The 22,745-nt window shown below is 68.3% G+C and carries 23 protein-coding genes; 17 read left to right on the forward strand and 6 right to left on the reverse strand.

Features of this window, described 5'->3' with window-relative positions; all coding sequences use genetic code 11:
• Nucleotides 1-102 precede the first annotated feature (102 nt).
• The 7 genes from IEW24_RS22695 (at nt 103) to IEW24_RS22725 (ending at nt 8,568) form a co-directional block, all read left to right on the forward strand.
• On the forward strand, nt 103-972 hold the full coding sequence (locus IEW24_RS22695; RefSeq protein ID WP_188582961.1) for a TIGR01459 family HAD-type hydrolase: 870 nt from the start codon (nt 103-105) through the stop codon (nt 970-972).
• A gap of 102 nt (nt 973-1,074) precedes the next feature.
• Nucleotides 1,075-2,016, forward strand: a complete 942-nt coding sequence (locus IEW24_RS22700) for a bifunctional riboflavin kinase/FAD synthetase (RefSeq protein ID WP_188582963.1) — start codon at nt 1,075-1,077, stop codon at nt 2,014-2,016.
• A 201-nt stretch (nt 2,017-2,217) separates the two neighbouring features.
• Complete coding sequence (locus tag IEW24_RS22705; protein WP_188582965.1) at nt 2,218-3,426, forward strand: aminotransferase class I/II-fold pyridoxal phosphate-dependent enzyme; 1,209 nt, start codon at nt 2,218-2,220, stop codon at nt 3,424-3,426.
• A gap of 70 nt (nt 3,427-3,496) precedes the next feature.
• On the forward strand, nt 3,497-5,911 hold the full coding sequence (locus IEW24_RS22710; RefSeq protein WP_244644631.1) for a DNA translocase FtsK: 2,415 nt from the start codon (nt 3,497-3,499) through the stop codon (nt 5,909-5,911).
• A 351-nt stretch (nt 5,912-6,262) separates the two neighbouring features.
• Nucleotides 6,263-7,210: a LolA family protein gene (locus IEW24_RS22715; protein WP_244644616.1), complete on the forward strand. Its 948-nt coding sequence runs from the start codon at nt 6,263-6,265 to the stop codon at nt 7,208-7,210.
• A gap of 46 nt (nt 7,211-7,256) precedes the next feature.
• Complete coding sequence (locus IEW24_RS22720) at nt 7,257-7,652, forward strand: GFA family protein (RefSeq protein ID WP_188582968.1); 396 nt, start codon at nt 7,257-7,259, stop codon at nt 7,650-7,652.
• A gap of 91 nt (nt 7,653-7,743) precedes the next feature.
• Nucleotides 7,744-8,568, forward strand: coding sequence for an exodeoxyribonuclease III (locus IEW24_RS22725; protein ID WP_188582970.1), 825 nt, complete (start codon nt 7,744-7,746; stop codon nt 8,566-8,568).
• 7 nt (nt 8,569-8,575) lie between these two features.
• Here IEW24_RS22725 and IEW24_RS22730 read toward each other — a convergent pair whose 3' ends face one another.
• The 3 genes from IEW24_RS22730 to IEW24_RS22740 are packed head-to-tail and all read right to left on the reverse strand — an operon-like array spanning nt 8,576 to nt 10,226.
• The gene (locus tag IEW24_RS22730) at nt 8,576-9,001 is read right to left on the reverse strand and encodes a DUF2267 domain-containing protein (protein WP_188583291.1); all 426 of its coding nucleotides are present in this window, start codon (nt 8,999-9,001) and stop codon (nt 8,576-8,578) included.
• Between the two features lie 27 nt (nt 9,002-9,028).
• Nucleotides 9,029-9,511: a cyclic nucleotide-binding domain-containing protein gene (locus IEW24_RS22735; RefSeq protein ID WP_188582972.1), complete on the reverse strand. Its 483-nt coding sequence runs from the start codon at nt 9,509-9,511 to the stop codon at nt 9,029-9,031.
• A gap of 28 nt (nt 9,512-9,539) precedes the next feature.
• Entirely contained in the window at nt 9,540-10,226 is a 687-nt protein-coding gene (locus tag IEW24_RS22740) for a response regulator transcription factor (RefSeq protein WP_188582994.1), read from the reverse strand.
• Nucleotides 10,227-10,355: 129 nt separating this feature from the next.
• Between IEW24_RS22740 and IEW24_RS22745 the strand changes: the two genes are divergently transcribed.
• The 6 genes from IEW24_RS22745 (at nt 10,356) to IEW24_RS22770 (ending at nt 15,710) form a co-directional block, all read left to right on the forward strand.
• Nucleotides 10,356-10,895 (forward strand): L,D-transpeptidase family protein, encoded by a 540-nt coding sequence (locus IEW24_RS22745; RefSeq protein ID WP_244644617.1) that lies wholly within the window; start codon nt 10,356-10,358, stop codon nt 10,893-10,895.
• 199 nt (nt 10,896-11,094) lie between these two features.
• Complete coding sequence (locus IEW24_RS22750; RefSeq protein WP_188582997.1) at nt 11,095-11,892, forward strand: (Fe-S)-binding protein; 798 nt, start codon at nt 11,095-11,097, stop codon at nt 11,890-11,892.
• Entirely contained in the window at nt 11,889-13,316 is a 1,428-nt protein-coding gene (locus IEW24_RS22755; protein ID WP_188582999.1) for a LutB/LldF family L-lactate oxidation iron-sulfur protein, read from the forward strand. The genes IEW24_RS22750 and IEW24_RS22755 overlap by 4 nt, the downstream gene beginning before the upstream one ends.
• 164 nt (nt 13,317-13,480) lie before the next feature.
• Entirely contained in the window at nt 13,481-14,161 is a 681-nt protein-coding gene (locus tag IEW24_RS22760; protein WP_188583001.1) for a LutC/YkgG family protein, read from the forward strand.
• The gene (locus IEW24_RS22765) at nt 14,158-14,793 is read left to right on the forward strand and encodes a hypothetical protein (RefSeq protein WP_188583003.1); all 636 of its coding nucleotides are present in this window, start codon (nt 14,158-14,160) and stop codon (nt 14,791-14,793) included. Before IEW24_RS22760 ends, IEW24_RS22765 begins: the two co-directional genes overlap by 4 nt.
• A gap of 143 nt (nt 14,794-14,936) precedes the next feature.
• Nucleotides 14,937-15,710 (forward strand): alpha/beta hydrolase family protein, encoded by a 774-nt coding sequence (locus tag IEW24_RS22770; protein ID WP_188583005.1) that lies wholly within the window; start codon nt 14,937-14,939, stop codon nt 15,708-15,710.
• A 6-nt stretch (nt 15,711-15,716) separates the two neighbouring features.
• Here IEW24_RS22770 and IEW24_RS22775 read toward each other — a convergent pair whose 3' ends face one another.
• From IEW24_RS22775 to IEW24_RS22785, 3 genes are all read right to left on the reverse strand, one after another.
• Entirely contained in the window at nt 15,717-16,022 is a 306-nt protein-coding gene (locus IEW24_RS22775; protein WP_188583007.1) for an AzlD family protein, read from the reverse strand.
• Nucleotides 16,015-16,722: an AzlC family ABC transporter permease gene (locus tag IEW24_RS22780; RefSeq protein ID WP_188583008.1), complete on the reverse strand. Its 708-nt coding sequence runs from the start codon at nt 16,720-16,722 to the stop codon at nt 16,015-16,017. Before IEW24_RS22780 ends, IEW24_RS22775 begins: the two co-directional genes overlap by 8 nt.
• 137 nt (nt 16,723-16,859) lie before the next feature.
• Nucleotides 16,860-17,792, reverse strand: coding sequence for a LysR family transcriptional regulator (locus IEW24_RS22785; RefSeq protein WP_188583293.1), 933 nt, complete (start codon nt 17,790-17,792; stop codon nt 16,860-16,862).
• A 165-nt stretch (nt 17,793-17,957) separates the two neighbouring features.
• Between IEW24_RS22785 and IEW24_RS22790 the strand changes: the two genes are divergently transcribed.
• From IEW24_RS22790 to glcF, 4 genes are all read left to right on the forward strand, one after another.
• On the forward strand, nt 17,958-19,451 hold the full coding sequence (locus tag IEW24_RS22790) for an FAD-linked oxidase C-terminal domain-containing protein (protein WP_188583010.1): 1,494 nt from the start codon (nt 17,958-17,960) through the stop codon (nt 19,449-19,451).
• 15 nt (nt 19,452-19,466) lie between these two features.
• A complete protein-coding gene (glcE, locus tag IEW24_RS22795) occupies nt 19,467-20,678 on the forward strand; it encodes a glycolate oxidase subunit GlcE (protein WP_188583012.1) in 1,212 nt (403 codons plus the stop codon).
• 124 nt (nt 20,679-20,802) lie between these two features.
• Nucleotides 20,803-21,354 (forward strand): endonuclease domain-containing protein, encoded by a 552-nt coding sequence (locus IEW24_RS22800; protein ID WP_244644618.1) that lies wholly within the window; start codon nt 20,803-20,805, stop codon nt 21,352-21,354.
• Nucleotides 21,354-22,679: a glycolate oxidase subunit GlcF gene (gene glcF / locus IEW24_RS22805; RefSeq protein WP_188583014.1), complete on the forward strand. Its 1,326-nt coding sequence runs from the start codon at nt 21,354-21,356 to the stop codon at nt 22,677-22,679. Before IEW24_RS22800 ends, glcF begins: the two co-directional genes overlap by 1 nt.
• The last annotated feature ends 66 nt before the right edge of the window (nt 22,680-22,745 follow it).

Genomic DNA, 22,745 nt, shown 5'->3' on the forward strand with positions numbered 1-22,745 from the left:
CGTGCCGCGCGGGGCCGCTGCCCGCCTTTGGCCCTTGTGGCGGAAGGCGGGGCGTGGCACCTGACGGCCGATCATCACGTGCCCCCGTAACCGGAGTTGTTCATGGCCGTCGCCCCGCCGCTCTTGTCCGGCCTCTCTGAGATCGTGTCCGACTACGATCTCATCCTGTGCGACGTCTGGGGCGTGATCCATAACGGCATCTCCGCCTTTCCGGCCACCGGCGACGCGCTGACCCGCGCCCGGGACGCGGGCCTCACCGTGCTGCTGGTCTCCAACGCCCCGCGCCCCAACGCCTTCGTGGCCAAGATGCTGGACGGCATGGGCGTGCCGCGCACCGCCTATGACGGCATCGTCACCTCGGGAGACGTCACCCGCGCCGTGCTCGCCGCCCGGCCGGGCGCGCGCATCTTCCATCTCGGCCCGTCGCGGGATCTGGGCACCTATGACGGGCTGGACGTGACCGTCACCGACCTGCCGGAGGCGGACCTCGTGGTCTGCACCGGCCTGCTCAATGACGAGGTGGAGACCCCGGAAGACTATCGCGACATGCTCACCGGCATGCGCGCCCGCGACCTGCCCTTCATCTGTGCCAATCCCGACCTGGTGGTCGAGCGTGGCGACCGGCTGATCTACTGCGCCGGCGCGCTGGCGCAGCTCTATGACGAGCTGGGCGGATCGAGTGTCTATTGCGGCAAGCCGCACGCGCCGGTCTATGCGGAGGCGCTCAAGCGCCTGGAGGCCATGGGCCGCCCGGTGCCGGCGCCGAAGCGCGTGCTCGCCATCGGCGATGCGCTGCGCACCGACATCATCGGCGCGGCGGGCGCGGGCTTCGACGGCCTGTTCATCTCCAGCGGCATCCATGCGGTGGAGCTTGCCTCCGAGCATGGCGCGCCGCCCGACATGGATGCGGTGGCGAAGCTGTTCGCTGACGGTCCCTCGCCGCGCGCGGTGATGCCGCGCCTCTCCTGGTAACGTAAGGCGCGCCACCCCGTCCGGCCCGCGCCCGTGCTTGACGGGGGCGGCGGGCCGGGGCAAGTGTGACGCACCTCATCCTGTGCCGGCCCCTCACTGCCGATGTCCTCCTCTTCCTTCACGATCGTCAATGGCGTCACCGCGCTGCCGGAAGCTCTGGCGCGTCCGGTGCTGGCCATCGGCAATTTCGACGGCGTGCATCGCGGCCATCAGGCGGTGCTGGCCGCCGGCCTCGCGCTCGGCAAGGAACTGGGACGGCCGACGCTGGCGCTCACCTTCGAGCCGCACCCGCGCTCCTTCTTCCAGCCGGACGTGGCCCTGTTCCGTCTCACGCCCGAGCCGGGCAAGCTGGCGGCGCTTCGGGCGGCGGGTCTCGACGGGGCCATCGTGCTGCCGTTCGACGGCGCGCTGGCGGCGCTGACGGCGGAAGCCTTCGTGGCCGACATTCTCGTGGGCGCGTTCGGTATCGCCGGGGCGGCGGTGGGCTTCGACTTCCATTTCGGCAAGGCGCGTTCCGGCTCGCCGGAGTTTCTCAAAAGCCAGGGCGTGCAGCACGGCTTCCCCGTCCGCGTGGTCGAGGCCATGCTGGAGGCGGGCGACACCATCTCCTCCACCGCCATCCGCAAGGCGCTGGAAGCGGGGCAGGTGGGCCATGCCGCCCATATGCTCGGCCGGCCGTGGAGCCTGTCCGCCACTGTCATCCATGGCGACAAGCGCGGACGTGATCTGGGCTATCCCACCGCCAATCTGGCGCTGGCACCGGAGATCAAGCTGGCCTTCGGCATCTATGCCGTGAAGCTCACGGTGGATGGCGTCACCCATGACGCGGTGGCGAGCTATGGCCGCCGCCCTACCTTCGACAATGGCCGGGCGCTGCTGGAAGTCCATGTGTTCGACTTCTCCGGCGATCTGTACGGCAAGGAGGTGGAAGTGTCCTTCCACGGCTACCTGCGGCCGGAGCTGAAATTCGACGGCATCGAAGACCTGATCCGCCAGATGGATGCGGACAGCCGCGCCGCGCGCGCCATCCTCGCCGGCGCCTGAGGGCTGCCGGACCTTTTGTCCGCTCTATTCCCTAGATTGCTTTCCGCTTTCCTTCGACGCGCGGGAGGCGATCCAAGTTTCTGTTTTGACGCAACTCTTTCCGCAAAACCGCTTCGGGCTTCTGCGGGAATGGCTTTAACGCGTGCACGCCGGGGTTAGGCAGGCCTTAACCTTGTGTGCCGCAGTGTCTGGTCTGATCCGATGACTCACACCGTGCCGACATCCGTGCCTCCTTCCTCTGACGACCGCCGGTCGCCCTTCGTTCGCCTCGCCGACCTGCTCGCCGGGATCGCCCCCGGCCGCCCGGCGCTCAGCGCCGCCGTGGGTGAGCCGCAGCATGCCCAGCCCGATTTCGTCGGGCCGGTGCTGGCCGGTGCGCTTGCCGGCTTCGGCAAGTATCCGCGCATGGAAGGCACGCCGGAATTCCGCGCGGCGGTCGCCGGCTGGCTCGGCCGCCGCTACCAGCTCGCCCGTCCGGTGGATGCCGAGCGCGAGGTGCTGGCGCTGAACGGCTCCCGCGAGGGGTTGGTCAATGCCGCCTTCATCGCCGCCCGTCGGGTGAAGGCCCGCGCCGGCAAGCCGGTGATGCTGGTGCCCAATCCGCTTTATGCCGCCTATCGCGCGGGCGCCGAAGTGGCCGGCTGCGAGCTGGTGGCCATGCCCACGACGCTGAAGAGCGGCTGGCTCCCGGACCTCGACGCGCTGGACGACGCGCTGCTGGCGCGCACGGTGGCAGTGTTCCTCGCATCGCCCGCCAATCCGCAGGGGGCGGTGGCCTCGCGCGCCTATCTCAGCCGCCTGCTGGAGATGACGCGGGCGCACGGCGCCTATCTGTTCGCGGATGAATGCTATTCCGAGATCTATCTCGGTGACGAGAAGCCCACGGGCATCCTCGAAGTGGCGCAGGGCGACTATTCCGGCGTGCTGAGCTTCAATTCCCTGTCCAAGCGCTCGTCCTTGCCGGGCCTGCGCTGCGGCTTCGTGGCCGGTGATGCGGACTTCCTGAAGGACTTTCTGGCCTTCCGCGGCATCGCCGCGCCGCAGGTGCCCGAGCCGCTTCAGGCGGTGGCCGTGGCCGCGCTGGGCGACGAAGCGCACGTGGATGCCTCGCGCGACCTCTACAAGGCCAAGTTCGACATCGCCGACCGCATGCTGGGCAACCGCTTCGGCTATCGCAGGCCGCAGGGTGGCTTCTTCCTGTGGCTGGACGTCGCGGAACTGGGCGGCGGCGAAGCGGCTGCGCTCCGGCTCTGGAAGGAGCAGGGGCTGCGCACCGTGCCCGGCGGCTATCTGTCGTCCCGCGATGCCGACGGCACCAATCCCGGCGACCCCTATCTGCGGGTCGCCATGGTCCATGATCTCGCCACCAGCGAAGAGGTGCTGAACCGCCTCGTCGCCGGTCTGACCTGAGGAGAGCACGCTCATGCCCGCCCGTCGTCGTTCCGCATCCGCTGCGGCCGTGCGTGCGCATGGCGGGACCATGGACTTCATCCCGGAGGCCGTGCGCGCCGCCATCCGGCGCCGCTCGTCCGAAATCTGCGGCGTGGTCGTGCTGGGCGCGGCGCTGTTCGCGCTGACCGCCCTCATCACCTGGTCGGCGGGCGATCCCAGCCTGTCCAACGCCACCAACGCCAAGGTCAACAACCTGCTCGGCCGGCCCGGTGCGGTGGTGGCCGACCTGCTGATGCAGCTGTTCGGCCTCGCCTCGCTCGCCATCGTGCTGCCCATGGCGGTGTGGGGCTGGCGGCTCGTCACCCACCGGCGCCTGCGCCGCGAGCAATTGCGCGTGGCCGCGCTCACGCTGGGTGCGCTCGGCACCAGTGCCGTGCTCGGCGTCTTCCCCACCTTCGGCTCCTGGCCCATGCCCACGGGCCTCGGCGGCGTGATGGGCGATCTGGTGCCGCGCCTGCTGGTGCTGCTCACCGGCGGCTTCAATGCGTTTCTGGAATCCGTGGTGGTGGGGGCCATCGGCCTCGCCTGCGCCGTGGGCGGCCTCTATGTGGCCTGCCGCAGCACGACGGTGGAAGAGGAGCCGGTCGAGGAAGATCAGCCCTATGACGCCATGGACGAGGAGGTCGAGCGTGGCGCGCTGGTCTCGCTCGGTGCGCTGACCCACACCTTCCTGTCCTTGCGTGCCCGCCTGTTCGGCCACCGCACCCCGCGTGGAAAACCCATGGCGCGGGAGGCGTTCGAGCCGGCCCGTGGCGCCTCGGGCCGCGTTGAGCCGCGCCTCGGCGGTGGCCGGGCGGAAGCCCCGCCCATGTCCGCCCGCCGCGAAATGGACGATTACGAGGACGACGATGTGCCGGCGGAGGCCCCGCCGCCGCGCGCCAAGCCGGCCCAGAGCCGCCGCGTGGCTGTCGCCCGTCCCGGCCGTCGTGGCGTTTACCAGCATCCCGAACTGACCCTGCTTGGCGCACCGCCGCCGGCCAAGGGCCCGACCATGAGCGCCGAGGCGCTGCAGGAGACCGCCAAGCTGCTGGAAAGCACGCTGGAGGATTTCGGCGTGCGCGGCGAAATCGTGCAGGTCCGTCCCGGTCCGGTGGTCACGCTCTATGAGCTGGAGCCGGCGCCGGGCATCAAGTCGTCCCGCGTCATCGGCCTTGCCGATGATATCGCCCGCTCCATGAGCGCCATCTCGGCCCGCGTGGCCGTGGTGCCGGGCCGCAACGCCATCGGCATCGAGCTGCCCAACCAGCGGCGCGACAAGGTGCTGCTGCGCGAACTGCTGGCCACCAAGGATTTCGCCGACAGCGGCCAAAAGCTCGCCATCGGCCTCGGCAAGACCATCGGCGGCGAGCCGGTGATCGTCGATCTCGCCCGCATGCCGCATCTGCTGGTGGCGGGCACCACCGGCTCGGGCAAGTCGGTGGCCATCAACACCATGATCCTGTCGCTGCTCTACCGGCTGACCCCGGACCAGTGCCGCCTGATCATGGTGGACCCGAAGATGCTGGAACTGTCCGTCTATGACGGCATCCCGCATCTGCTCGCGCCCGTCGTCACCGATCCGAAGAAGGCGGTGGTGGCGCTGAAGTGGGCGGTCCGGGAGATGGAGGACCGCTACAAGAAGATGTCCAAGCTCGGCGTGCGCAACATCGACGGCTTCAACGCCCGTGTCGCCGACGCCAACAAGCGCGGGGAATCGCTGGCCCGCACCGTGCAGACCGGCTTCGACCACGAGACCGGCGAGGCCATCTATGAGCGCGAGGAGATGGAGCTGGGGCCGCTGCCCTACATCGTCGTCATCGTGGACGAGATGGCAGACCTCATGCTCACCGCCGGCAAGGACATCGAAGGCGCCATCCAGCGTCTTGCCCAGATGGCGCGTGCCGCCGGCATCCATCTGGTGATGGCGACGCAGCGTCCGTCCGTGGACGTGATCACCGGCACCATCAAGGCCAATTTCCCCACCCGCATCTCCTTCCAGGTCACGTCCAAGATCGACAGCCGCACCATTCTCGGCGAGATGGGCGCGGAGCAGCTGCTGGGGCAGGGCGACATGCTCTACATGGCCGGCGGCGGCCGCATCAGCCGCGTGCACGGCCCCTTCGTCTCCGACGAGGAGGTGGAGCGCGTGGTGATGCACCTGAAGGCGCAGGGCGTGCCCGATTACGTGGACGCCGTCACCGCCGACATGGACGAGGACGGCGAGGACGGCGCGGTGTTCGACAAGGGCTCCTTCGGCGAGGAGGGGGGCGACCTCTACTCGCAGGCGGTGGCCGTGGTGATGCGCGATCGCAAGTGCTCCACCTCCTACATCCAGCGCCGCCTGCAGATCGGCTACAACCGCGCCGCCACCCTCGTGGAGCGCATGGAGAAGGAAGGCGTCGTCGGCGCCCCGAACCATGCAGGCAAGCGCGAGATCCTGCTGGCGGACGAAGCGGCCGAGTGAGGCAGCATCGCTCCGTGGTCACGGCCGCGTGCGGTGCGGCAGGCGGACACAGGATCGCCATAGGGAAACGCTACAGCCGCTTGGTTCGGCTTGCATTTGCGGGCCGGACAGTGAAGCCTGCCATGCAGGGTCGCGGGGGTGTCGGCGCCGGGCAGGTCCGGCATGCGCGCCTCCTGCCGATCCTGCCTGAGCGTATCGCAACCGGATTGCCCGGCCCCGCGAGGCGTTCATGATCCAAGCACTGGAGATGGATGTGCCGGGCAGTCCGCCTGTCCGGAACCATCTCCGGAAAGCGACGTATAAGCGGGGATGCGCGAAACGCGTGATTCGCGCTGCTGCCGGAAGTCACTGATGCCCCGCCGCCTTGTTCTCTCGCTTGCCCTTCTCCTCGGCACGGCCGCCGCGCCGGGGGCGATGGCGCAGGGCATCCTGCTGCCGCCGGGCGAAGTGCCGGGCAATTCGGGCAGCACCTCGTCCGGCTCGCTCCTGTTCTCGCCGCAGCCCATGGTGCCCATGGCACCGCGCGCCGTGCAGCCCGCCCAGCAGGCGCCCGCCGCCGCGCCACAGGCGCCGGTTGCGCCCACCGCCGTTGCGCCTGCCGCAGCGCCCGCTCCTGCGGCGCCGGTGCAGGCGGCCGTGCCGCTGCCCGTCCAGCGTCCGGCTTCCGCCGACCAGCCCCGTCCGCTTGCTCCGCCGGCACAGGCGGCGGCGCCCCGTCCGCCGGCCGCTGCCCCCGCTCAGCAGGCTCAGGGCGCGGCCGGACCGGCCTCCGCGGAGACCGTGGACAAGCTCTCCGCCTACTGGAATTCGGTGCAGACGCTGGTGGGCACTTTCGTGCAGGTGGATGCGGACGGCACCCGCAAGACCGGCGATTTCTACATGCAGAAGCCGGGCCGGGTGCGGTTCGAATACAATGCGCCGGCGACCATCGAGCTTGTCTCCAACGGCCAGTCGGTGGCGGTGCGCGACCGCAAGCTGAACACGCAGGACATCACGCCCTTGTCGCAGACGCCGCTGCGTTTCCTGCTGGCCGACCGCATCGACCTTGCGAACAATCCGAACGTGAACGCGGTCTATCAGGACAATCTGTACATCTCGGTGGTGATGCAGGAGCAGGTGCCGATGATGGGCACCTACAAGCTGCTGATCCTGTTCGACGCCAAGGACATGCAACTCCGGCAGTGGATCGTGACCGATCCGCAGGGCTATGACACGTCGGTCGCGGTTTCGCGCCTCAACTATACCCAGCGCCCCGACCCGCGCCTGTTCAACATCAATTTCGAGCGGATGCTCCAGTAGGAGCAGTTGGGTTCTGCGGCCGCTGCCGCTTGTGCGGGAGGATGCCATGGGCTTTCTGGGAAGCTGCCAGTGCAAGGCCGTGCGCTACGAAGTGGACAGGCTCCACAGCGACATCATCCAGTGCCATTGCCAGACCTGCCGCAAGACGCACGCGTCCGACCACATCTCCACGGCGCGTGTCCTGCGCGAGGATTTCCGCTGGCTGAGCGGCGAGGACAAGCTCTCCGGCTATGAATCCACGCCGGGCAAGATCCGCCATTTCTGCTCGGTCTGCGGCTCCCATCTCATGGCCCACTGGCCCGACCAACCCTTCGTGATGGTGCGCGTCGGCACGCTGGATGAGGACCCCGGAGCGCGGGCCGTCCGGCATATCTGGGCCTCGCACCGCGTACCGTGGTTGGCGGATGGCGAGGACGCGCCTTATTATGAAACAGTGCCTTAGAGGCGGCCGTCCGGCAGGGTGATTCTCGCGCCCTCGGGCTGGCTGCCCGGCGCTCCCCGCCCTTTGCCCCCTCCCGTCCCCGGGTTCTGCCTTGTCCCTCACCGTCTGCACCTGGAACATCAATTCCGTCCGCATCCGCCTCGATATCGTCAAGGAGACGGTGGAACGCCTGAAACCGGATGTCCTGTGTTTGCAGGAGACCAAGTGCCAGGACGACAAGTTCCCGCTGGCCGCCATCCGCGAGATGGGCTTTCCGCACATCGCGCTCAACGGCCAGAAGGGCTGGCACGGGGTCGCCACCTTCTCCAAACGCCCGTTCGAGGCCATCGAGAAGCAGGAATTCTGCGGCAAGGGCGACGCCCGCCACATCGCGGTGACGCTGGGCGCGCAGGCCAAGCTCAAGACCCCGGTGACGATCCATAATTTCTACATCCCGGCCGGCGGCGACGAGCCAGACCCGGAGATCAATCCGAAGTTCGCCCACAAGCTCGCCTTCCTCGATGAGGCCATCGCCTGGGAGAAGCTGACCGAGGCGGGCCGGCCCGAGGGCGCGCACGCCATTCTGGTGGGCGACCTCAACATCGCGCCGCTGGAAGCCGACGTCTGGAACCACCGCCAGCTGCTCAACGTGGTCAGCCATACGCCGGTGGAGACGGACCTGCTTACCCGCTTTCAGGCGGCCGGGCCGTGGGTGGACGTGATGCGCAATTTCGTGCCGCCGTCCGAGAAACTGTTCACCTGGTGGAGCTACCGCTCGCCCGACTACACGGTGAATGACCGCGGCCGCCGCCTCGACCATGTGTGGTCGAGCCGCAGTCTCGCACCCAAGGCCAAGTCCATGACGGTGCTGAAGGAAGCCCGCTCGTGGGAGAAGCCCTCCGACCACGTGCCCGTGGCGGTGACGTTCGACATCTGAGCGGCGTTCAGGTCCGCTCCGGGTCGGTCACGTGCCAGAAGGCGAGCGCTCCCGGCGGGAGGGTTGCGAGGACCGCGTCGAATGCCGTCCGATCCACATGCCGGAGCAGGGCGGTCGCGACGTCCGTGATGGCGGTTCCGGACGCGAAATTGTGGTGCTGGCGCAGTGCACGCACCTCGTCCGTCATCGTTTCCCGGTCGGTGAAGGGCACAGGCGCGGCGGTCGTGTCCCAGTCGGCGACGAAGATCGCCCGTAACACGGGCGGCAGCACCTGGGCGAAGCGGATGGCCTCATGCACGTCGAGCCGCCGCCGGAAGGTGCGCAGTACGCCTTCCACCACCGTATAGGTCTGGTTGCGGGTCCCGAGGCCAGACGTGTCGCGCGCGTCAGCAAGGAAGCTCTCGAACGCATCCGAGGTGTGCTGAAACTCCATCGGGATCGTCACGGGAGCCTCTTCGCGTCAGCGCTTCCGGCGGGGCGGCAGAACCGGCGTCTCCAGCTTGTCGCGCACGGTGTCGAGCGACCCGAGGAGGCTCTCGACCCGCTGGGCGAAGGCCCGGCGCACCTCCAGGGCGGCGTCGGGATAGCTCTCCAGCATGCGCAGGAAGGTGGCGCGGGGAATGCGCAGCACCACGGCCGCATCCAGCGCGGCGGCAGTGGCCGGTCTTGGCCGATCGAGGATCAGGGCCGTCTCGCCGATGAGCCCCCCCGGCAGCACATCGCAGCCGGCGCGGCGCTTGCCGCCGCTTTCCGCATAGACTTCCATGCGGCCCGAAACCACCACATAGGCGCCGTCCGCCTTGTCACCCGTGCGGAACAGCAGCTCGCCGGGGGCGAGCTTGCGCTGTTCCGCGCTCACCGCCAGGACGCGCAGGGCCTCGGGTGCCAGTGCCCGGAAGGTGGGCACGCCCCGCAGCAGCGCCACATCCTGTTCGAGACTCACGCGCGGCTCCTGAGGGTGAAAGACGGGTTCACGGGACGAGCTTGTAGCCCCCGGCCTGGGTCGCGAGCAGGGTGGGGTTGGAGGGATCGGGCTCGATCTTCTGCCGCAGACGGTAAATGTGGGTTTCCAGCGTGTGGGTGGTCACGCCGGAATTGTAGCCCCACACTTCCTGCAGCAGCGTCTCGCGCGCCACCGGGCTTTTGCCGGCGCGGTAGAGATAGCGCAGGATCGCGGTTTCCTTCTCCGTCAGGCGGATCTTGGAGCCGCGCTCGGTCAGCAGCATCTTCGCGCCGGGGCGGAAGCTGTACGGGCCGATGGCGAACACCGCGTCCTCGCTGGCCTCGTGGCTGCGCATCTGGGCGCGCAGGCGGGCCAGCAGCACCGCGAAGCGGAAGGGCTTGGCGATATAATCGTTCGCCCCCGCCTCGAGGCCGAGGATGGTGTCGCTGTCCGTGTCATGCCCGGTGAGCATGATGATGGGCGCCTTGAAGCCGTTCTTGCGCATCTGGCGCACGGCATCGCGGCCGTCCATGTCGGGCAGGCCCACGTCCATGATCACGAGATCCACCGCCCCGTTCTGGGCAGCATCCATCGCCTCCTGCGCAGTGCCGGCAGGGATGGCTTCAAATTCGTCCTGGAGCGCGAGCTGCTCGATCAGCGCGTCGCGCAGCTCCGGGTCGTCCTCGACCACCAGGATCTTCCACGCATTCGCCATGAAAACCTCCGTTACCCTGGTCGTTCCTTGCGGAACTTGCGGGCACGCGAATCGCGCAAGTACATCACGCTCGGGGATTCGCGCAAATTTGCCCAGCGAAACTGGACGTGAGGGGGTATGATAGTAAAGATGACCCGGCAACTTCCTGTGGGGATCTCGAAGATCGCGGTGCGCCGCCTGCCGAACAGCCGCCATCAGGGCGTGCTGCACGTTGAAGGGCGCACCATCAGGGTGGCGCTGGGCCGTTCGGGAATCTACTTCGACAAGAGGGAAGGGGATGGTCGCACGCCGGCCGGCGTCTGGCATCCGCTGCGCGTGCTGTACCGGGCCGACCGTGTGGTGCGGCCGGTGACGCGCCTGCCCGTGGCGTCCATCCGCGAGACGGATGGCTGGTGCGACGATCGGTCCGATCGGCGCTACAATCGCCCGGTGGCCTTGCCGGTTGCGGCGTCCCATGAACGCCTGTGGCGAGATGATCGGCTGTATGACCTCCTGCTCGTGATCGACCACAACACGCGCCCCCGCGTGGCGGGGCGGGGCTCGGCGGTGTTCATCCATCTGGCGCGGCCGGGATACCGGCCCACGGAGGGATGCGTCGCGCTCAAGCCTGCCGACCTGCGCCGCCTGCTTACCCGGCTTCATCGGCACACGCGCATCATCATTTCGTGACGGGGCGAGGTGTCCACCGTGTCGCTTTTCATTAGAGAAAGTCGAATGTTATAACCCGCACGCGCCGGCAAGGAACCCTCCGAAGAAGCGGCACCCGGCGCACACGCGCGGAATTCGGCCGTCCTGCCCGGTGGTGAACTGCCCCCTCAGGCAAGCGGGCTGCATCCCGCCTGTTCTGCCCCGGGATGAGGCGCGAGTGATGGCACCAAATGAGCAGCGTCCGGTTTCCGTCGGGCTTTTCGTCACCTGCCTCGTGGACACCCAGCGTCCCAGCGTCGGCTTTGCCGCCGTGCGCCTGCTGGAGGCCGCCGGCTGCACGGTGAGCGTGCCCCGCCAGACCTGCTGCGGGCAGCCCGCCTTCAATTCCGGCGACCGCACCACCACGCGGGCGCTGGCCGAGCAGATGATCGCCGCCTTCGAGACCTTCGATTACGTGGTGGCGCCTTCCGGCTCCTGCGCCGGCATGATCAGGACCCATTATCCCGAGCTGTTCGTGGGCGAGCCGGACTGGATGCCGCGCGTGGAGCGCTTCTGCGCCAAAGTGCACGAGCTGGTGTCCTTCCTCGCCGACGTGCGCGGCGTGACCCATGTGACCGCCGCCTATGACGGCACCGTCACCTATCACGACAGCTGCTCGGGCCTGCGGGAACTGGGCATCCAGGCCCAGCCGCGCCGGCTGCTGGCGAGCGTCGAGGGCCTCACCGTGGCGGAGATGCCGGACAGCGATGTGTGCTGCGGCTTCGGCGGCACCTTCTGCGTGAAGTATCCCGACGTCTCCAACGCCATCGTGGAGAAGAAGGCCGCCAACATCCTCGCCAGCGGGGCGGATACGCTACTGGCGGGTGATCTCGGCTGCCTCATGAACATGGCCGGAAAGCTCCAGCGCGAGGGCCGCACCATCCGCGTGCGCCATGTGGCCGAGGTGCTGGCAGGCATCGGCGACACGCCGCCCATCGGCCAGCCGAAGCCGCAAAGCGTGGAGGGGAGGAAGTCGTGAGCGTCCACATCACTTCTCCCCAGTTCAAGCAGAACGCCCGCGAGGCGCTGGCCGACCAGCCGCTGCAGAAGGCGCTGGCCAAGGTGGGGCCGGGCTTCATCGGCAAGCGCGCGGCGGCGGCCGAGAAGCTGCCGGAGTTCGAGGCCCTGCGCGACAGCGCGCGGGACATCAAGAACCACACGCTGGCCCATCTCGACCTCTACATGGAGCGCTTCGAGGAGAAGGCCCGCGCCGCCGGCGGCCATGTGCATTTCGCGGTGGATGCGGCCGAGGCGCGCAACATCATTCTCGGGATCTGCCGCGATCTCGGCGCGAAGACCGTGACCAAGGGGAAGAGCATGATCTCCGAGGAGATCGGGCTCAACGACCATCTGGAGGCCAACGGCATCCAGCCGGTGGAGACGGATCTGGGCGAGTATCTGATCCAGATCCGTGGCGAGGGGCCGTCCCACATCATCGCGCCCGCCATCCACCTCAACAAGGAGCAGGTGGAAGCCGATTTCCGCCGCGTGCATGCGGACCTGCCGCCGGAGCGCAATCTCTCCGAGCCCACCGCGCTCCTGGCCGAAGCGCGCGGAAAACTGCGCGAGAAGTTTCTGGCCGCCGACGTGGGCATCACCGGCGCGAACTTCCTGGTGGCGGAGACGGGCACGTCCATCATCGTCACCAATGAGGGCAATGGCGATCTCACCCAGACCTTGCCCAAGGCACACATCGTGCTGGCCTCCATCGAGAAGCTGGTGCCGACGCTGGAGGACGTGAGCCAGCTCCTGCGCGTGCTCGCCCGTTCGGCGACGGGGCAGGAGATGAGCGTCTACACCACCTTCTCCACCGGCCCCCGCCGCGCCGAGGATCCCGACGGGCCGGGTGATTATCACGTGGTCATTCTCGACAACGGTCGTTCCGGCATGCTGGCCGGGCAGTTGCGCGAGATGCTGCGCTGCATCCGCTGCGGCGCCTGCATGAACCATTGCCCGGTCTATCATGCGGTGGGCGGGCATGCGTATGGCTGGGTCTATCCCGGCCCCATGGGATCGGTGCTCACCCCCTCCCTCATCGGCGTGGAGAAGGGGCGGAACCTGCCCAACGCCTCCACCTTCTGCGGCCGCTGCGAGGAGGTGTGCCCGGTGCGCATCCCGCTGCCGAAGCTGATGCGGCACTGGCGGGAGAAGGAGTTCGAGCGGCATCTGATGCCTGCCACCCAGCGCACCGGACTGGCCGTCTGGTCCTTCTTGGCCCGGCGCGGCTGGCTCTACCGGCCGATGACGCGCATGGCCATGGCCATGCTCGCGCTGGTTGGAAAGTCGAAGGGACGCTTTTCAAAGCTTCCTTTGGCGGGCGGATGGACGCAATATCGGGACTTTCCGGCGCCCGAGGGCGATACCTTCCAGGCCCAGTGGGCCGCACGGAAGAACGTCCGCTAAGGCCAGACCGGCAGAAGCGTTCGTCGCTTCTGCGTCGGGAATGGCAATAGACAGGAGGCCGGAGCCGTTCCGCGCAGTGCGGAAAGGGTCCGGGAAGCGCCCCAAAACATAACAAGAGCGCCTGCTCAGCAGGCGCGTCAGCAGATTTTCGGAGACACCGCCAAGTGACCTCCTCCCGTGACGTCCTTTTCGCCTCGATTCGCACGGCCCTTGGGGTCAGTGGCGCCGAGGCGCCCCGCCGGCAGGCGGTGGCAGACCGCATCTCCGGTCATCCGCGTGGCGTCATCCCCGCCCGCGCCGAGCTTCCGCCCGCAGGGCAGATCGCGCTGTTCAAGGAGATGGTGGAGGCGGCCGCCGCCACGCTGGTCCATCTTCCTGATGCGTCCGCCGTGCCGGCCGCGATCGCCGCCTATCTGCGCGCGCGCAACCTGCCGCTCAGCATCCTGCGCGGCGCCGATGCCCGCCTCGCCAACCTGCCTTGGCAGAGCGAGCCCGCGCTCGACGTCTGGATCGGTCCCTCCGACGGACGGCAGCTGGCCGGCCTGTCCCATGCGTTCGGCGGCATCGCCGAGTCGGGCACGGTGGTGATGCTGTCCGGACCCGACAATCCGAGCACGCTGAACCTCCTGCCGGACCATCACCTCGTGGTGGTGAACGCCGCCGACGTCACCGGCACCTATGAGGAGGTGTGGGATCGCATCCGCACCCTCTACGGGCCGGGCACGCTGCCGCGCACGGTGAACTGGATCACCGGCCCCTCACGTTCCGCCGATATCGAGCAGACCCTGCTGCTGGGTGCCCATGGGCCGCGCAGCCTCCACGTCCTGCTCGTGGGTGACGCGTGAACGCCCCCGTCGGTCCCCTGCGCAACAGGGTCGATCCCTTCGGCGACATCGCCGCCCATCCCGCCCGCGGCCTGCTCATGGGCAATCGCGGCGGGCGCATCCACGATCCGCGCACCCGCACGCTCACCGGGCGGGCCTGGGTCTCGCGGCAGTGGATCTGCTGCGCGCTCACCTTCCGCGACCGCCGCCGGGCGGTGATGGGGGAGGGCTATACGGAACTGTTCTTCCTCGACGAGGTGGTGGCCTTCGCCGCCGGCCACCGGCCGTGCTTCCAGTGCCGCCGCGCCGCCGCCGATGCCTTCGCCGCCGCATGGGCGAAGGGGGCCGGCACCCTGTCGCCGGGAGCGGGCGAGATGGACCGGCGGCTGCATGCCGAGCGGCTCATCGGCACCCGCCGCCGCCGTCATCCGCTGCGGCTCGGCACCTTGCCGGACGGCGCGGTGTTCGTGGGCGAGGAGGGGCCGGTGGCGGTGAAGGACGGCCGGCTGCTGCGCTGGAGCTTCAATGGCTGGAACGAGATGTCCAGCGGCCCCGGCCTGGAGGAAACCGTGCAGGTGCTCACTCCGCCCTCCATCCTCGGTGCGCTCGTGGGCGGCTACCAGCCGCTATGGCACCCGAGCGCGATGGTATAACCACGCGTCAGTGATGCGCGGCGGCAACGCTGCCGTGGAAAAACACACCTGAATGGTGGATGCGTGGGACCGCAGGTGTCGGTTCTGCGTTGCTCCCTGTTGCAAATGCCGTCAAAAAACGACGGACACATGACGGTGAGCCCATGACGTTCCGCGCTTGTTTCTCGTTCCGCCCACGTTTCGCGTTTCCGCGTTTTCTCGTCCTGGCCTTCTCGGCCCTTCTCCTGTCCATCGCCATTCAGGGCAGCGCGTCCGCGCAGACAGGCCCGCGCGTCTATCTGATGCGCGGCCTCGCCAATGTCTTCTCGACGGGCATGGACACGCTGGCCGGGCAACTGCAGGCCAAGGGCATCCGCGCGGAAGTGTATGAATATGGCCAGTGGCAGGAACTGGCCAATGATGCCGTGGCCTGGTCGCGCGCCAACCGCCGCGCGCCGGTGGTGATCGTCGGGCATTCGCTGGGCGCGGATGCGGCGATCCAGATGGCCGAGCGCATGACCGCCATGGGCATTGCGCCCCGCCTCGTGGTCACGTTCGATCCGGTGGGCGTCACCACGGTGGGCCGTTCCGGCGGACGGTTCGTCAACATCTACCAGTCGAACAACGGCTTCGGTAAGGCCCTGACCAAGGGCCCCGGCTTCACCGGCACGCTGGTGAACCGCAACGAGAATGCCGCCTCCGCGCAGGGCATCGATCATTTCAACATCGAGAAGGCGGAGGCCTTCCACCAGCAGGTGATCGCCATGGTGCGGGCGCTGTCGGCACGGCCCAAGCCCCGCCCGCAGCCGGCTCCGGTGGCCGATCCCGCCGCGCCGTCCGCGAGCCTAGGGGCCACCCCGGCCACGGCTTCGGCCGCTGGCCCGGCCGCCGAAAAGATCAGCGCCACGCCCGCCGCCACGCCGGCGACGGCGCACTGAGCCTGTTCAGAGAACCGCCCGCAGCCCCGCCGCCACGGCGACGGCTGCGAGCACGGCGAAGAAGTCGCTCTTCGTCAGCTTGGTGATCACGAAGGCCACCAGCAGTCCTGCCGCCATGGCGATGTCGCCATGGGCGGCGGTGGGGGCGATGAGAGCCACCAGCACCGCGCCGGGAATGCAGTCGAGGATCTTCCGCACGCGCGGCGTCAGCGGGACGAGGCGCATCAGGAAGAAGCCGCTGACGCGGTTGAACATGGTGGTGGCCGTCATCACCAGAATGGCGATGAGGGTCTGAGGGTCGATCTCAGTCATCGGCGTAACCGCCAGCCACCGCCCCGGCCAGCGCGCCGATGACGATGAACCACCAGCCCGGCACCACATAGGACGCGCCCACGGAAACAACGGCCGCCACGCCCCAGCTCACCGCCTGCCGCCGGCCCTTCCAGTTGGGCACCAGCATGGCGACGAAGAAGGCCGGCACCACGAGGTCGATGGCAAAGACCTTCGGATCCGGAAGGCCGCCGCCGATCACCTGACCCGCAGCGCTCGCGACCACCCACAGCAGCCAGGTGACGATGCCCGAGCCGATGAAGAAGCCCACGTCGCTGCCGCCCTCGGAGCGATAGCGCATGGCGGCGGCCCAGTTGTTGTCCGCCATCAGCGTCAGCGAGAGATAGGCCTGCCAGCCGGGCAGTTGCCCGAGCCACGGCCGCATGGATGCCGACATGAGGAAATGGCGCATGTTGACCGCGAAGGTCAGCAGCGCCAACGCCAGCAGCGAGGCCGGGGTCCAGGTCTTGGTCCATCCTTCCAGCGCCACCATCTGCGCGAGGCCGGCGAAGACCAGCCCGCTGGAGAGGATGGTTTCGCCCAGCGAGAAGCCCTTCTGCGCCGCTGCCGCGCCGAAGGCCATGGCGAAGATGGCGAGGCCCGGCAGCAGCGGGACCATCACGCGCGCGCCCTCCATGAGGCCGGCGGTGCTGATGTAGGCGCGGGAGGTGGGCTGTGTCATGGCCTGGATATCATGGCCTGCGTGTCATGCGTCGCCGACGGGAGGGCTGTTTCGCTTATGCCCGAGCGTCAGGGAAGCGCCAACCCGATTTCGCGCATGGGCGCGCGGGCAGTTATGGCGTTTGCGCCGGGTGTCGCTCAGGCTCCCGGCGGCGGCTCGAACAGATGCTCCAGCCCCGCATCCCACGGCGGCACCGAGCCATAGAGCGCGGCCAGATGATCGATGAAGACGCGCACCTTCTGCGGCAGGAAGCGGCGCGAGGGATAGACCGCGAACACGCCCACCCGGTGCGAGGCGCGATAGGCCGGCAGCACCACCTGAAGCGCGCCGGAACTCAGCTCCGGCCCCACGTCCCAGGTTGAGCGCAACGCGATGCCGACGCCGGCCAGCACCGCCTCGCGCACCACCTCGTTGGAATTGGTGCGCAGCGTGCTGTGCACGCGCTGCGTCACCGGCCCGTCCGGCCCCTGCAGGCGCCACGGATCCTGGCTGTGGGTGGCGAGCAGAACGTGATCGGAGAGATCGGCAAAGGTCTTCGGCTCGCCTGCGCGGTCGAGATAGGCCGGGGTGGCGCACAGCACCCGGTGCACGGGCGCGAGGCGGCGGGCGACAAGGCTGGAATCGTTGAGGTCCGCGATGCGGACCGCGATGTCGAAGCCGTCGCCGACGATGTCCACGAAGGCATCAGACAGTTCGAGATCCACCGTCAGTTCCGGATTGGCATCCAGCAGCGAGCCCAGATGGGGCGCGATGTGCAGCCGCCCGAACGAGGTGGGGGCGGACACCCGCAGCAGGCCGCGCGCATCGGAGGTGCGGCGGGCGAGCTGGCTCTCGGCTTCCTCCACGGAGGCTAGGATGGCCACCACCCGGTCATAGAGGCCCTGACCGGCTTCCGTGAGCGTGACCTTGCGGGTGGTGCGCTGGAACAGGCGGGTGCCGAGGCGCTCCTCAAGCTTCTGAACGCGCTTGGAAACCACCGGCGGCGACAGCCCAAGCTCACGCCCGGCGGCGGACAATCCCCCCGCCGTGACAATGCGCGCGAAAATCTCCAGATCGGCGAGGTTGCCGATCAGGGGGCGCACCTCCCCGGTGGGGCGGCGGGAGGCAGGAGGATCGCGGCGGATTGTTTCCATGGCTGCATTTATTTTCGCCGCAGCGGCAATAATCAATCCCGGATTTTTGCATCAAACCGATTATAGTCGCCTCTAACGAGAAATGTTCTAGGGAAGACCGCCATGACGGGCCTCAGGCTGCCGGAAGCGGATGCGGGTGTATTGGCCCGCCGGGAGGAGATTGTCGCAGCCCTGCGCGGCATCGTGCCGGGCGAGGGGGTCATCGACCGCGAACGCGAGATGCGCCCGTATGAGTCCGACGGTCTGACCGCTTATCGGCAGCTGCCCCTCGTGGTGGTGCTGCCCTCCAACACCGAGCAGGTCTCGCAGGTTCTGCGCTATTGCCACGCGAACGGCATCCGGGTGGTGCCGCGCGGGGCGGGCACGTCCCTCTCCGGTGGTGCGCTGCCGCTCAGCGATGCGGTGCTGCTCGGCATGGGCAAGTTCAACCGCGTGCTGGACATCGATTTTCCCAACCGCTGCGCCGTGGCGCAGCCGGGCGTCACCAACCTCGGCATCACCAAAGCGGTGGAGCATGAGGGCTTCTATTACGCCCCCGACCCCTCCTCGCAGATCGCCTGCACCATCGGCGGCAATGTGGGCGAGAATTCCGGCGGCGTGCACTGCCTGAAATACGGGCTCACCACCAACAATGTGCTGGGTGTGGAGCTGGTGCTCATCACTGGCGAGGTGGTGCGGCTCGGCGGCAAGCATCTGGATGCGGGCGGGCTGGAGCTGCTCAGCGTCATCATCGGCTCCGAGGGGCTTCTGGGCGTGGTGACGGAAGTCACCGTGCGCCTCCTGAAGAAGCCGGACACCGCCCGCGCCGTGCTGGTGGGCTTCCCCACCTCCGAGGATGCGGGCGAGTGCGTGGCGCGCACCATCGGCGCGGGCATCATCCCGGCCGGCATCGAGATGATGGACAGGGACGCCATTGCCGCTGCCGAGGCATTCGTGAACGTCGGCTATCCGCTCGATGTTGAAGCCTTGCTCATCATCGAGCTGGATGGACCGGAGGCGGAATGCGCGCATCTGCTGGGCGAAGTCTCGGCGATCGCCCAGGGCTGCAACGCCACCACGCTGCGGGTGTCCAACAGCGAGGAGGAGCGGCTCGGCTTCTGGGCCGGGCGCAAGGCGGCCTTCCCGGCGGTGGGGCGCATCTCGCCGGACTATCTGTGCATGGACGGCACCATCCCGCGCAAGGCGCTGCCGCTGGTGCTCTCGCGCATGCGCGAACTCTCCGAGAAGCACGGTCTGCGCTGCGCCAACGTCTTCCATGCGGGCGACGGCAATCTGCACCCGCTCATCCTCTATGACGCCAACAAGGGCGAGATGGACGCGGCGGAGGAATTCGGCGCCGACATCCTGCGCCTGTGCGTGGAGGTGGGCGGCGTGCTCACCGGCGAGCACGGGGTGGGCGTCGAGAAGCGCGATCTCATGCCGGAGATGTTCGACGAGGTGGACCTCGCCCATCAGCAGCGTCTGAAATGCGCTTTCGATGCTGAGGGTCTGCTCAATCCCGGCAAGGTATTTCCGACCCTGCATCGCTGCGCCGAGCTTGGCCGCATGCATGTGAGCGGCGGCCAGTTGCCGTTCCCCGATCTTCCCCGTTTCTGAAGCATCAGGCGCGTTATGACCGACGTAGTGAAAGTGGCTGATGAGGCCGGTCTCGTCGAGGCGGTGCGGGCGGCGATCGAGGCCGGCAAGACGCTGGACGTGTGCGGGCGCGGCTCCAAGCGCGATCTCGGCCGGCCGGGCCAGACCGACTGGACGCTCGACCTGTCCGCGCTCGCGGGCGTCACCCTGTATGAGCCGGAAGAGCTGATCCTCTCCGCCAAAGGCGGCACGCCCGTCGCCGAGATCGAGGCCATGCTGAAGGAGCGCGGCCAGATGCTGGCTTTCGAACCGCTGGATTACGGCCCGCTGCTCGGCGGGGCGGAGGCCGCCGGCAGCATCGGCGGCGTCGTCGCCTGCAATCTCGCCGGCCCCCGCCGCATCAGCCATGGCGCGGCGCGCGACCATGCGCTGGGCGCGCGCGCGGTGTCCGGACGGGCGGAAGCCTTCAAGTCCGGCGGGCGGGTGGTGAAGAACGTCACCGGCTATGATCTGCCGCGCCTGCTGGCGGGCTCCTACGGCACGCTCGCGGTGTTGAGCGAATTTACATTGAAGGTGCTGCCCCGTCCGCCCATGGAGGAGACCGTGGTGCTGCCCGGCGTGTCGCCGGAGGCGGCGGCCAAGGCGCTGAGCGCCGCCATGGGCTCGTCCTGCGAGGTGTCCGGCGCGGCTTATCTGCCCGGCCCGGTCGCGGCGCGCATTCCGGAACTGAAGCTTGATGTGCCGGCCGTGGTGCTGCGGCTGGAAGGTTTCGAACCTTCCGTGCGTGCCCGCCGTGCCATGATGATCTCGGTGCTCATGCCCTTCGGCGGCGTGGAGGTGGTGGAGACGGCCGCCTCTCCCGGCCTCTGGGCGTCCATCCGCGACGTCCGCCCCTTCGTGGGCACCGGCGCGCGCGCCGTGTGGCGCCTCTCCACGGCGCCGGCCGCCGGTCCCGCTCTGGCGGCCCGGCTGGCGGAGCAGTTCAAGGGCGAGACGTTCTGTGACTGGGCCGGCGGCCTGATCTGGCTGCTGATGCCCGGCGAGGCGTCGGAGGCCGACAAGGTCCGCGCGGCCCTCGCGCCCCACGGCGGCCATGCCACGCTGGTGCGGGCCACTTCTGCCGAGCGCGCCGCCGTGCCGGTGTTCCAGCCCATGGAGCCGACGCTTGCCGCGCTGACCCAGCGCGTGAAGGCGAGCTTCGATCCCATGGGCGTGCTCAACCCCGGCCGCATGTATGCGGGCATGTGAGATGAGCGGATCTTCACCATCCTCGCGCACCCTGCCCCCTCCCCCCTTGCGGGGGAGGGTTGGGGAGGGGGGTAATGCCGCTTCCGTTAGCCTGCCCGCCCCCCTCGCGAGCAACGAGATGCCGATGTCCGACGGCAAGCGTCCGATGGCCCACGCGCCGGTCAGTCGGCGCATGAAGGGACATGTGAAGGCACTGCGTGCGCAGATGACGGATGCTGAAGGGGCACTCTGGAGTCATTTGCGAGGTCATCGCCTTGGAGCCTCCTTCCGTCGGCAAGTGCCAATGGGGCCATACATCGGAGATTTCGTCTGTCACGCGGCGCGGCTGATCGTCGAGGTCGATGGTGGTCAGCATAGCGAGGGGCGGGATGTTGCGCGCGATGCGTGGTTTATCGGGCGTGGATATCGGGTGGTCCGCTATTGGAATTCTGATGTCCTCGGCAATCTCGATGGTGTTCTGGAAGATCTGGCGATGCAGCTGGCGCTCGATGTCGCTTCAGCTGAGAGGGCATTACCCCCCTCCCCAACCCTCCCCCGCAAGGGGGGAGGGGGCTGGTTGCGCGGGGCGGAAAGCGGGACTTCGATTAGCGCGACATCCTCCGCCAAAGCACTGACCTCTACTGCACCAACTGAGCAAATTGACAACAAGACCGACGGCGCGGGAGGCCGCGAGTAATGCAGACCAATTTCTCCCTCGCGCAGCTCGCGGACCCGCATGTGGCGGCCTCCGAGAAGATCCTGCGCGCCTGCGTCCATTGCGGCTTCTGCACCGCCACCTGCCCCACCTACGTGCTGCTGGGCGACGAACTGGATAGTCCGCGCGGACGCATCTATCTCATCAAGGACATGCTGGAGAACGACCAGCCGGCGACGCCGGATGTGGTCAAGCATGTGGATCGCTGCCTCTCCTGCCTGTCCTGCATGACCACCTGTCCCTCGGGCGTGCACTACATGCACCTCGTGGACCACGCCCGCGCCCACATCGAGCAGACCTACAAGCGGCCTTTCCTCGATCGGCTGAACCGCGCGCTGCTCGCCGCCGTCATGCCCTATCCCGGCCGCTTCCGGCTGGCGCTCATGGGCGCGGCGCTGGCAAAGCCCTTCGCGCCGCTGCTGGATGCCATCGGGCCGCTGAAGCCCGTCGCCGCCATGCTGCGTCTCGCCCCCGGTTTCCCGCGCGGGCGCTCGGCCGATGAGGCGCCCGGCGTCCACAGCGCGAAGGGCCCCCGCCGCGCCCGCGTGGCGCTGCTGGGTGGCTGCGCCCAGCCGGTGCTGCGGCCGGATGCGGACGAGGCCGCCATTCGCCTGCTCAACAGGCTCGATGTGGAGGTGGTGCGGGTGGCTGAGGAGGGCTGCTGCGGCTCCCTCGTCCACCACATGGGCAAGGAGGAGCAGGCGCTGGCGCTTGCCCGCGCCAATATCGACGCCTGGTGCGCGGAGATGGAACGGGGCGGGCTGGATGCCATCCTCTCCACGGTGTCCGGCTGCGGCACCACCATCAAGGATTACGGCTACATGTTACGCCTCGATCCCGCCTATGCGGAGAAGGCGCAGCGCGTGTCAGCCATCGCCATGGACATCGCCGAATTCCTCGGCAAGCACGGCCTGCCCAAGGCGGAGAAGCCCATGGGCAGGAAGGTGGCCTATCACGCCGCCTGTTCGCTCCAGCACGGGCAGAAGATCAAGGGCACGCCCAATCAGCTGCTCAAGACCGTGGGCTTCGAGGTGGCGGAGCCGTTCGAGAGCCACATCTGCTGCGGCTCGGCGGGCACCTACAACATGCTCCAGAGCGAGATCGCGGTTGAGCTGCGCGACCGCAAGGTGGCCAATATCGAGCGCCTGGCGCCCGACATCATCGCCGCCAGCAACATCGGCTGCATGACGCAGCTCGGTTCGGGCACCGATATCCCCATCGTCCATACGGTGGAGCTTCTGGACTGGGCCACCGGGGGGCCCGTGCCGCCGGCGGTGGCTGCGGCAGGGCGTTCCGTCGCCGCCTGACATAATCCCAACGGGATTGTTGCCTAAAAGGCAAAAGTCTGTTGGCTTTGGGCGCGGTTTCGTCAA

Origin of the sequence: Azorhizobium oxalatiphilum, from assembly GCF_014635325.1 — a bacterium.
Classification (GTDB): Bacteria; Pseudomonadota; Alphaproteobacteria; order Rhizobiales; family Xanthobacteraceae; genus Azorhizobium; species Azorhizobium oxalatiphilum.

Excerpts from the sequence above, each read along its gene's own strand:
- IEW24_RS22745 (WP_244644617.1), top strand. The coding sequence starts at position 10,356 with ATGACCCGGCAACTTCCTGTGGGGATCTCGAAGATCGCGGTGCGCCGC.
- IEW24_RS22695 (WP_188582961.1), top strand. The coding sequence starts at position 103 with ATGGCCGTCGCCCCGCCGCTCTTGTCCGGCCTCTCTGAGATCGTGTCC.
- IEW24_RS22800 (WP_244644618.1), top strand. The coding sequence starts at position 20,803 with ATGTCCGACGGCAAGCGTCCGATGGCCCACGCGCCGGTCAGTCGGCGC.
- IEW24_RS22705 (WP_188582965.1), top strand. The coding sequence starts at position 2,218 with ATGACTCACACCGTGCCGACATCCGTGCCTCCTTCCTCTGACGACCGC.
- IEW24_RS22775 (WP_188583007.1), bottom strand. The coding sequence starts at position 16,022 with ATGACTGAGATCGACCCTCAGACCCTCATCGCCATTCTGGTGATGACG.
- IEW24_RS22720 (WP_188582968.1), top strand. The coding sequence starts at position 7,257 with ATGGGCTTTCTGGGAAGCTGCCAGTGCAAGGCCGTGCGCTACGAAGTG.
- IEW24_RS22715 (WP_244644616.1), top strand. The coding sequence starts at position 6,263 with ATGCCCCGCCGCCTTGTTCTCTCGCTTGCCCTTCTCCTCGGCACGGCC.
- IEW24_RS22700 (WP_188582963.1), top strand. The coding sequence starts at position 1,075 with ATGTCCTCCTCTTCCTTCACGATCGTCAATGGCGTCACCGCGCTGCCG.
- glcE (WP_188583012.1), top strand. The coding sequence starts at position 19,467 with ATGACCGACGTAGTGAAAGTGGCTGATGAGGCCGGTCTCGTCGAGGCG.
- IEW24_RS22750 (WP_188582997.1), top strand. The coding sequence starts at position 11,095 with ATGGCACCAAATGAGCAGCGTCCGGTTTCCGTCGGGCTTTTCGTCACC.
- IEW24_RS22770 (WP_188583005.1), top strand. The coding sequence starts at position 14,937 with ATGACGTTCCGCGCTTGTTTCTCGTTCCGCCCACGTTTCGCGTTTCCG.
- IEW24_RS22740 (WP_188582994.1), bottom strand. The coding sequence starts at position 10,226 with ATGGCGAATGCGTGGAAGATCCTGGTGGTCGAGGACGACCCGGAGCTG.
- IEW24_RS22710 (WP_244644631.1), top strand. The coding sequence starts at position 3,497 with ATGGACTTCATCCCGGAGGCCGTGCGCGCCGCCATCCGGCGCCGCTCG.
- IEW24_RS22780 (WP_188583008.1), bottom strand. The coding sequence starts at position 16,722 with ATGACACAGCCCACCTCCCGCGCCTACATCAGCACCGCCGGCCTCATG.
- glcF (WP_188583014.1), top strand. The coding sequence starts at position 21,354 with ATGCAGACCAATTTCTCCCTCGCGCAGCTCGCGGACCCGCATGTGGCG.
- IEW24_RS22730 (WP_188583291.1), bottom strand. The coding sequence starts at position 9,001 with ATGGAGTTTCAGCACACCTCGGATGCGTTCGAGAGCTTCCTTGCTGAC.
- IEW24_RS22790 (WP_188583010.1), top strand. The coding sequence starts at position 17,958 with ATGACGGGCCTCAGGCTGCCGGAAGCGGATGCGGGTGTATTGGCCCGC.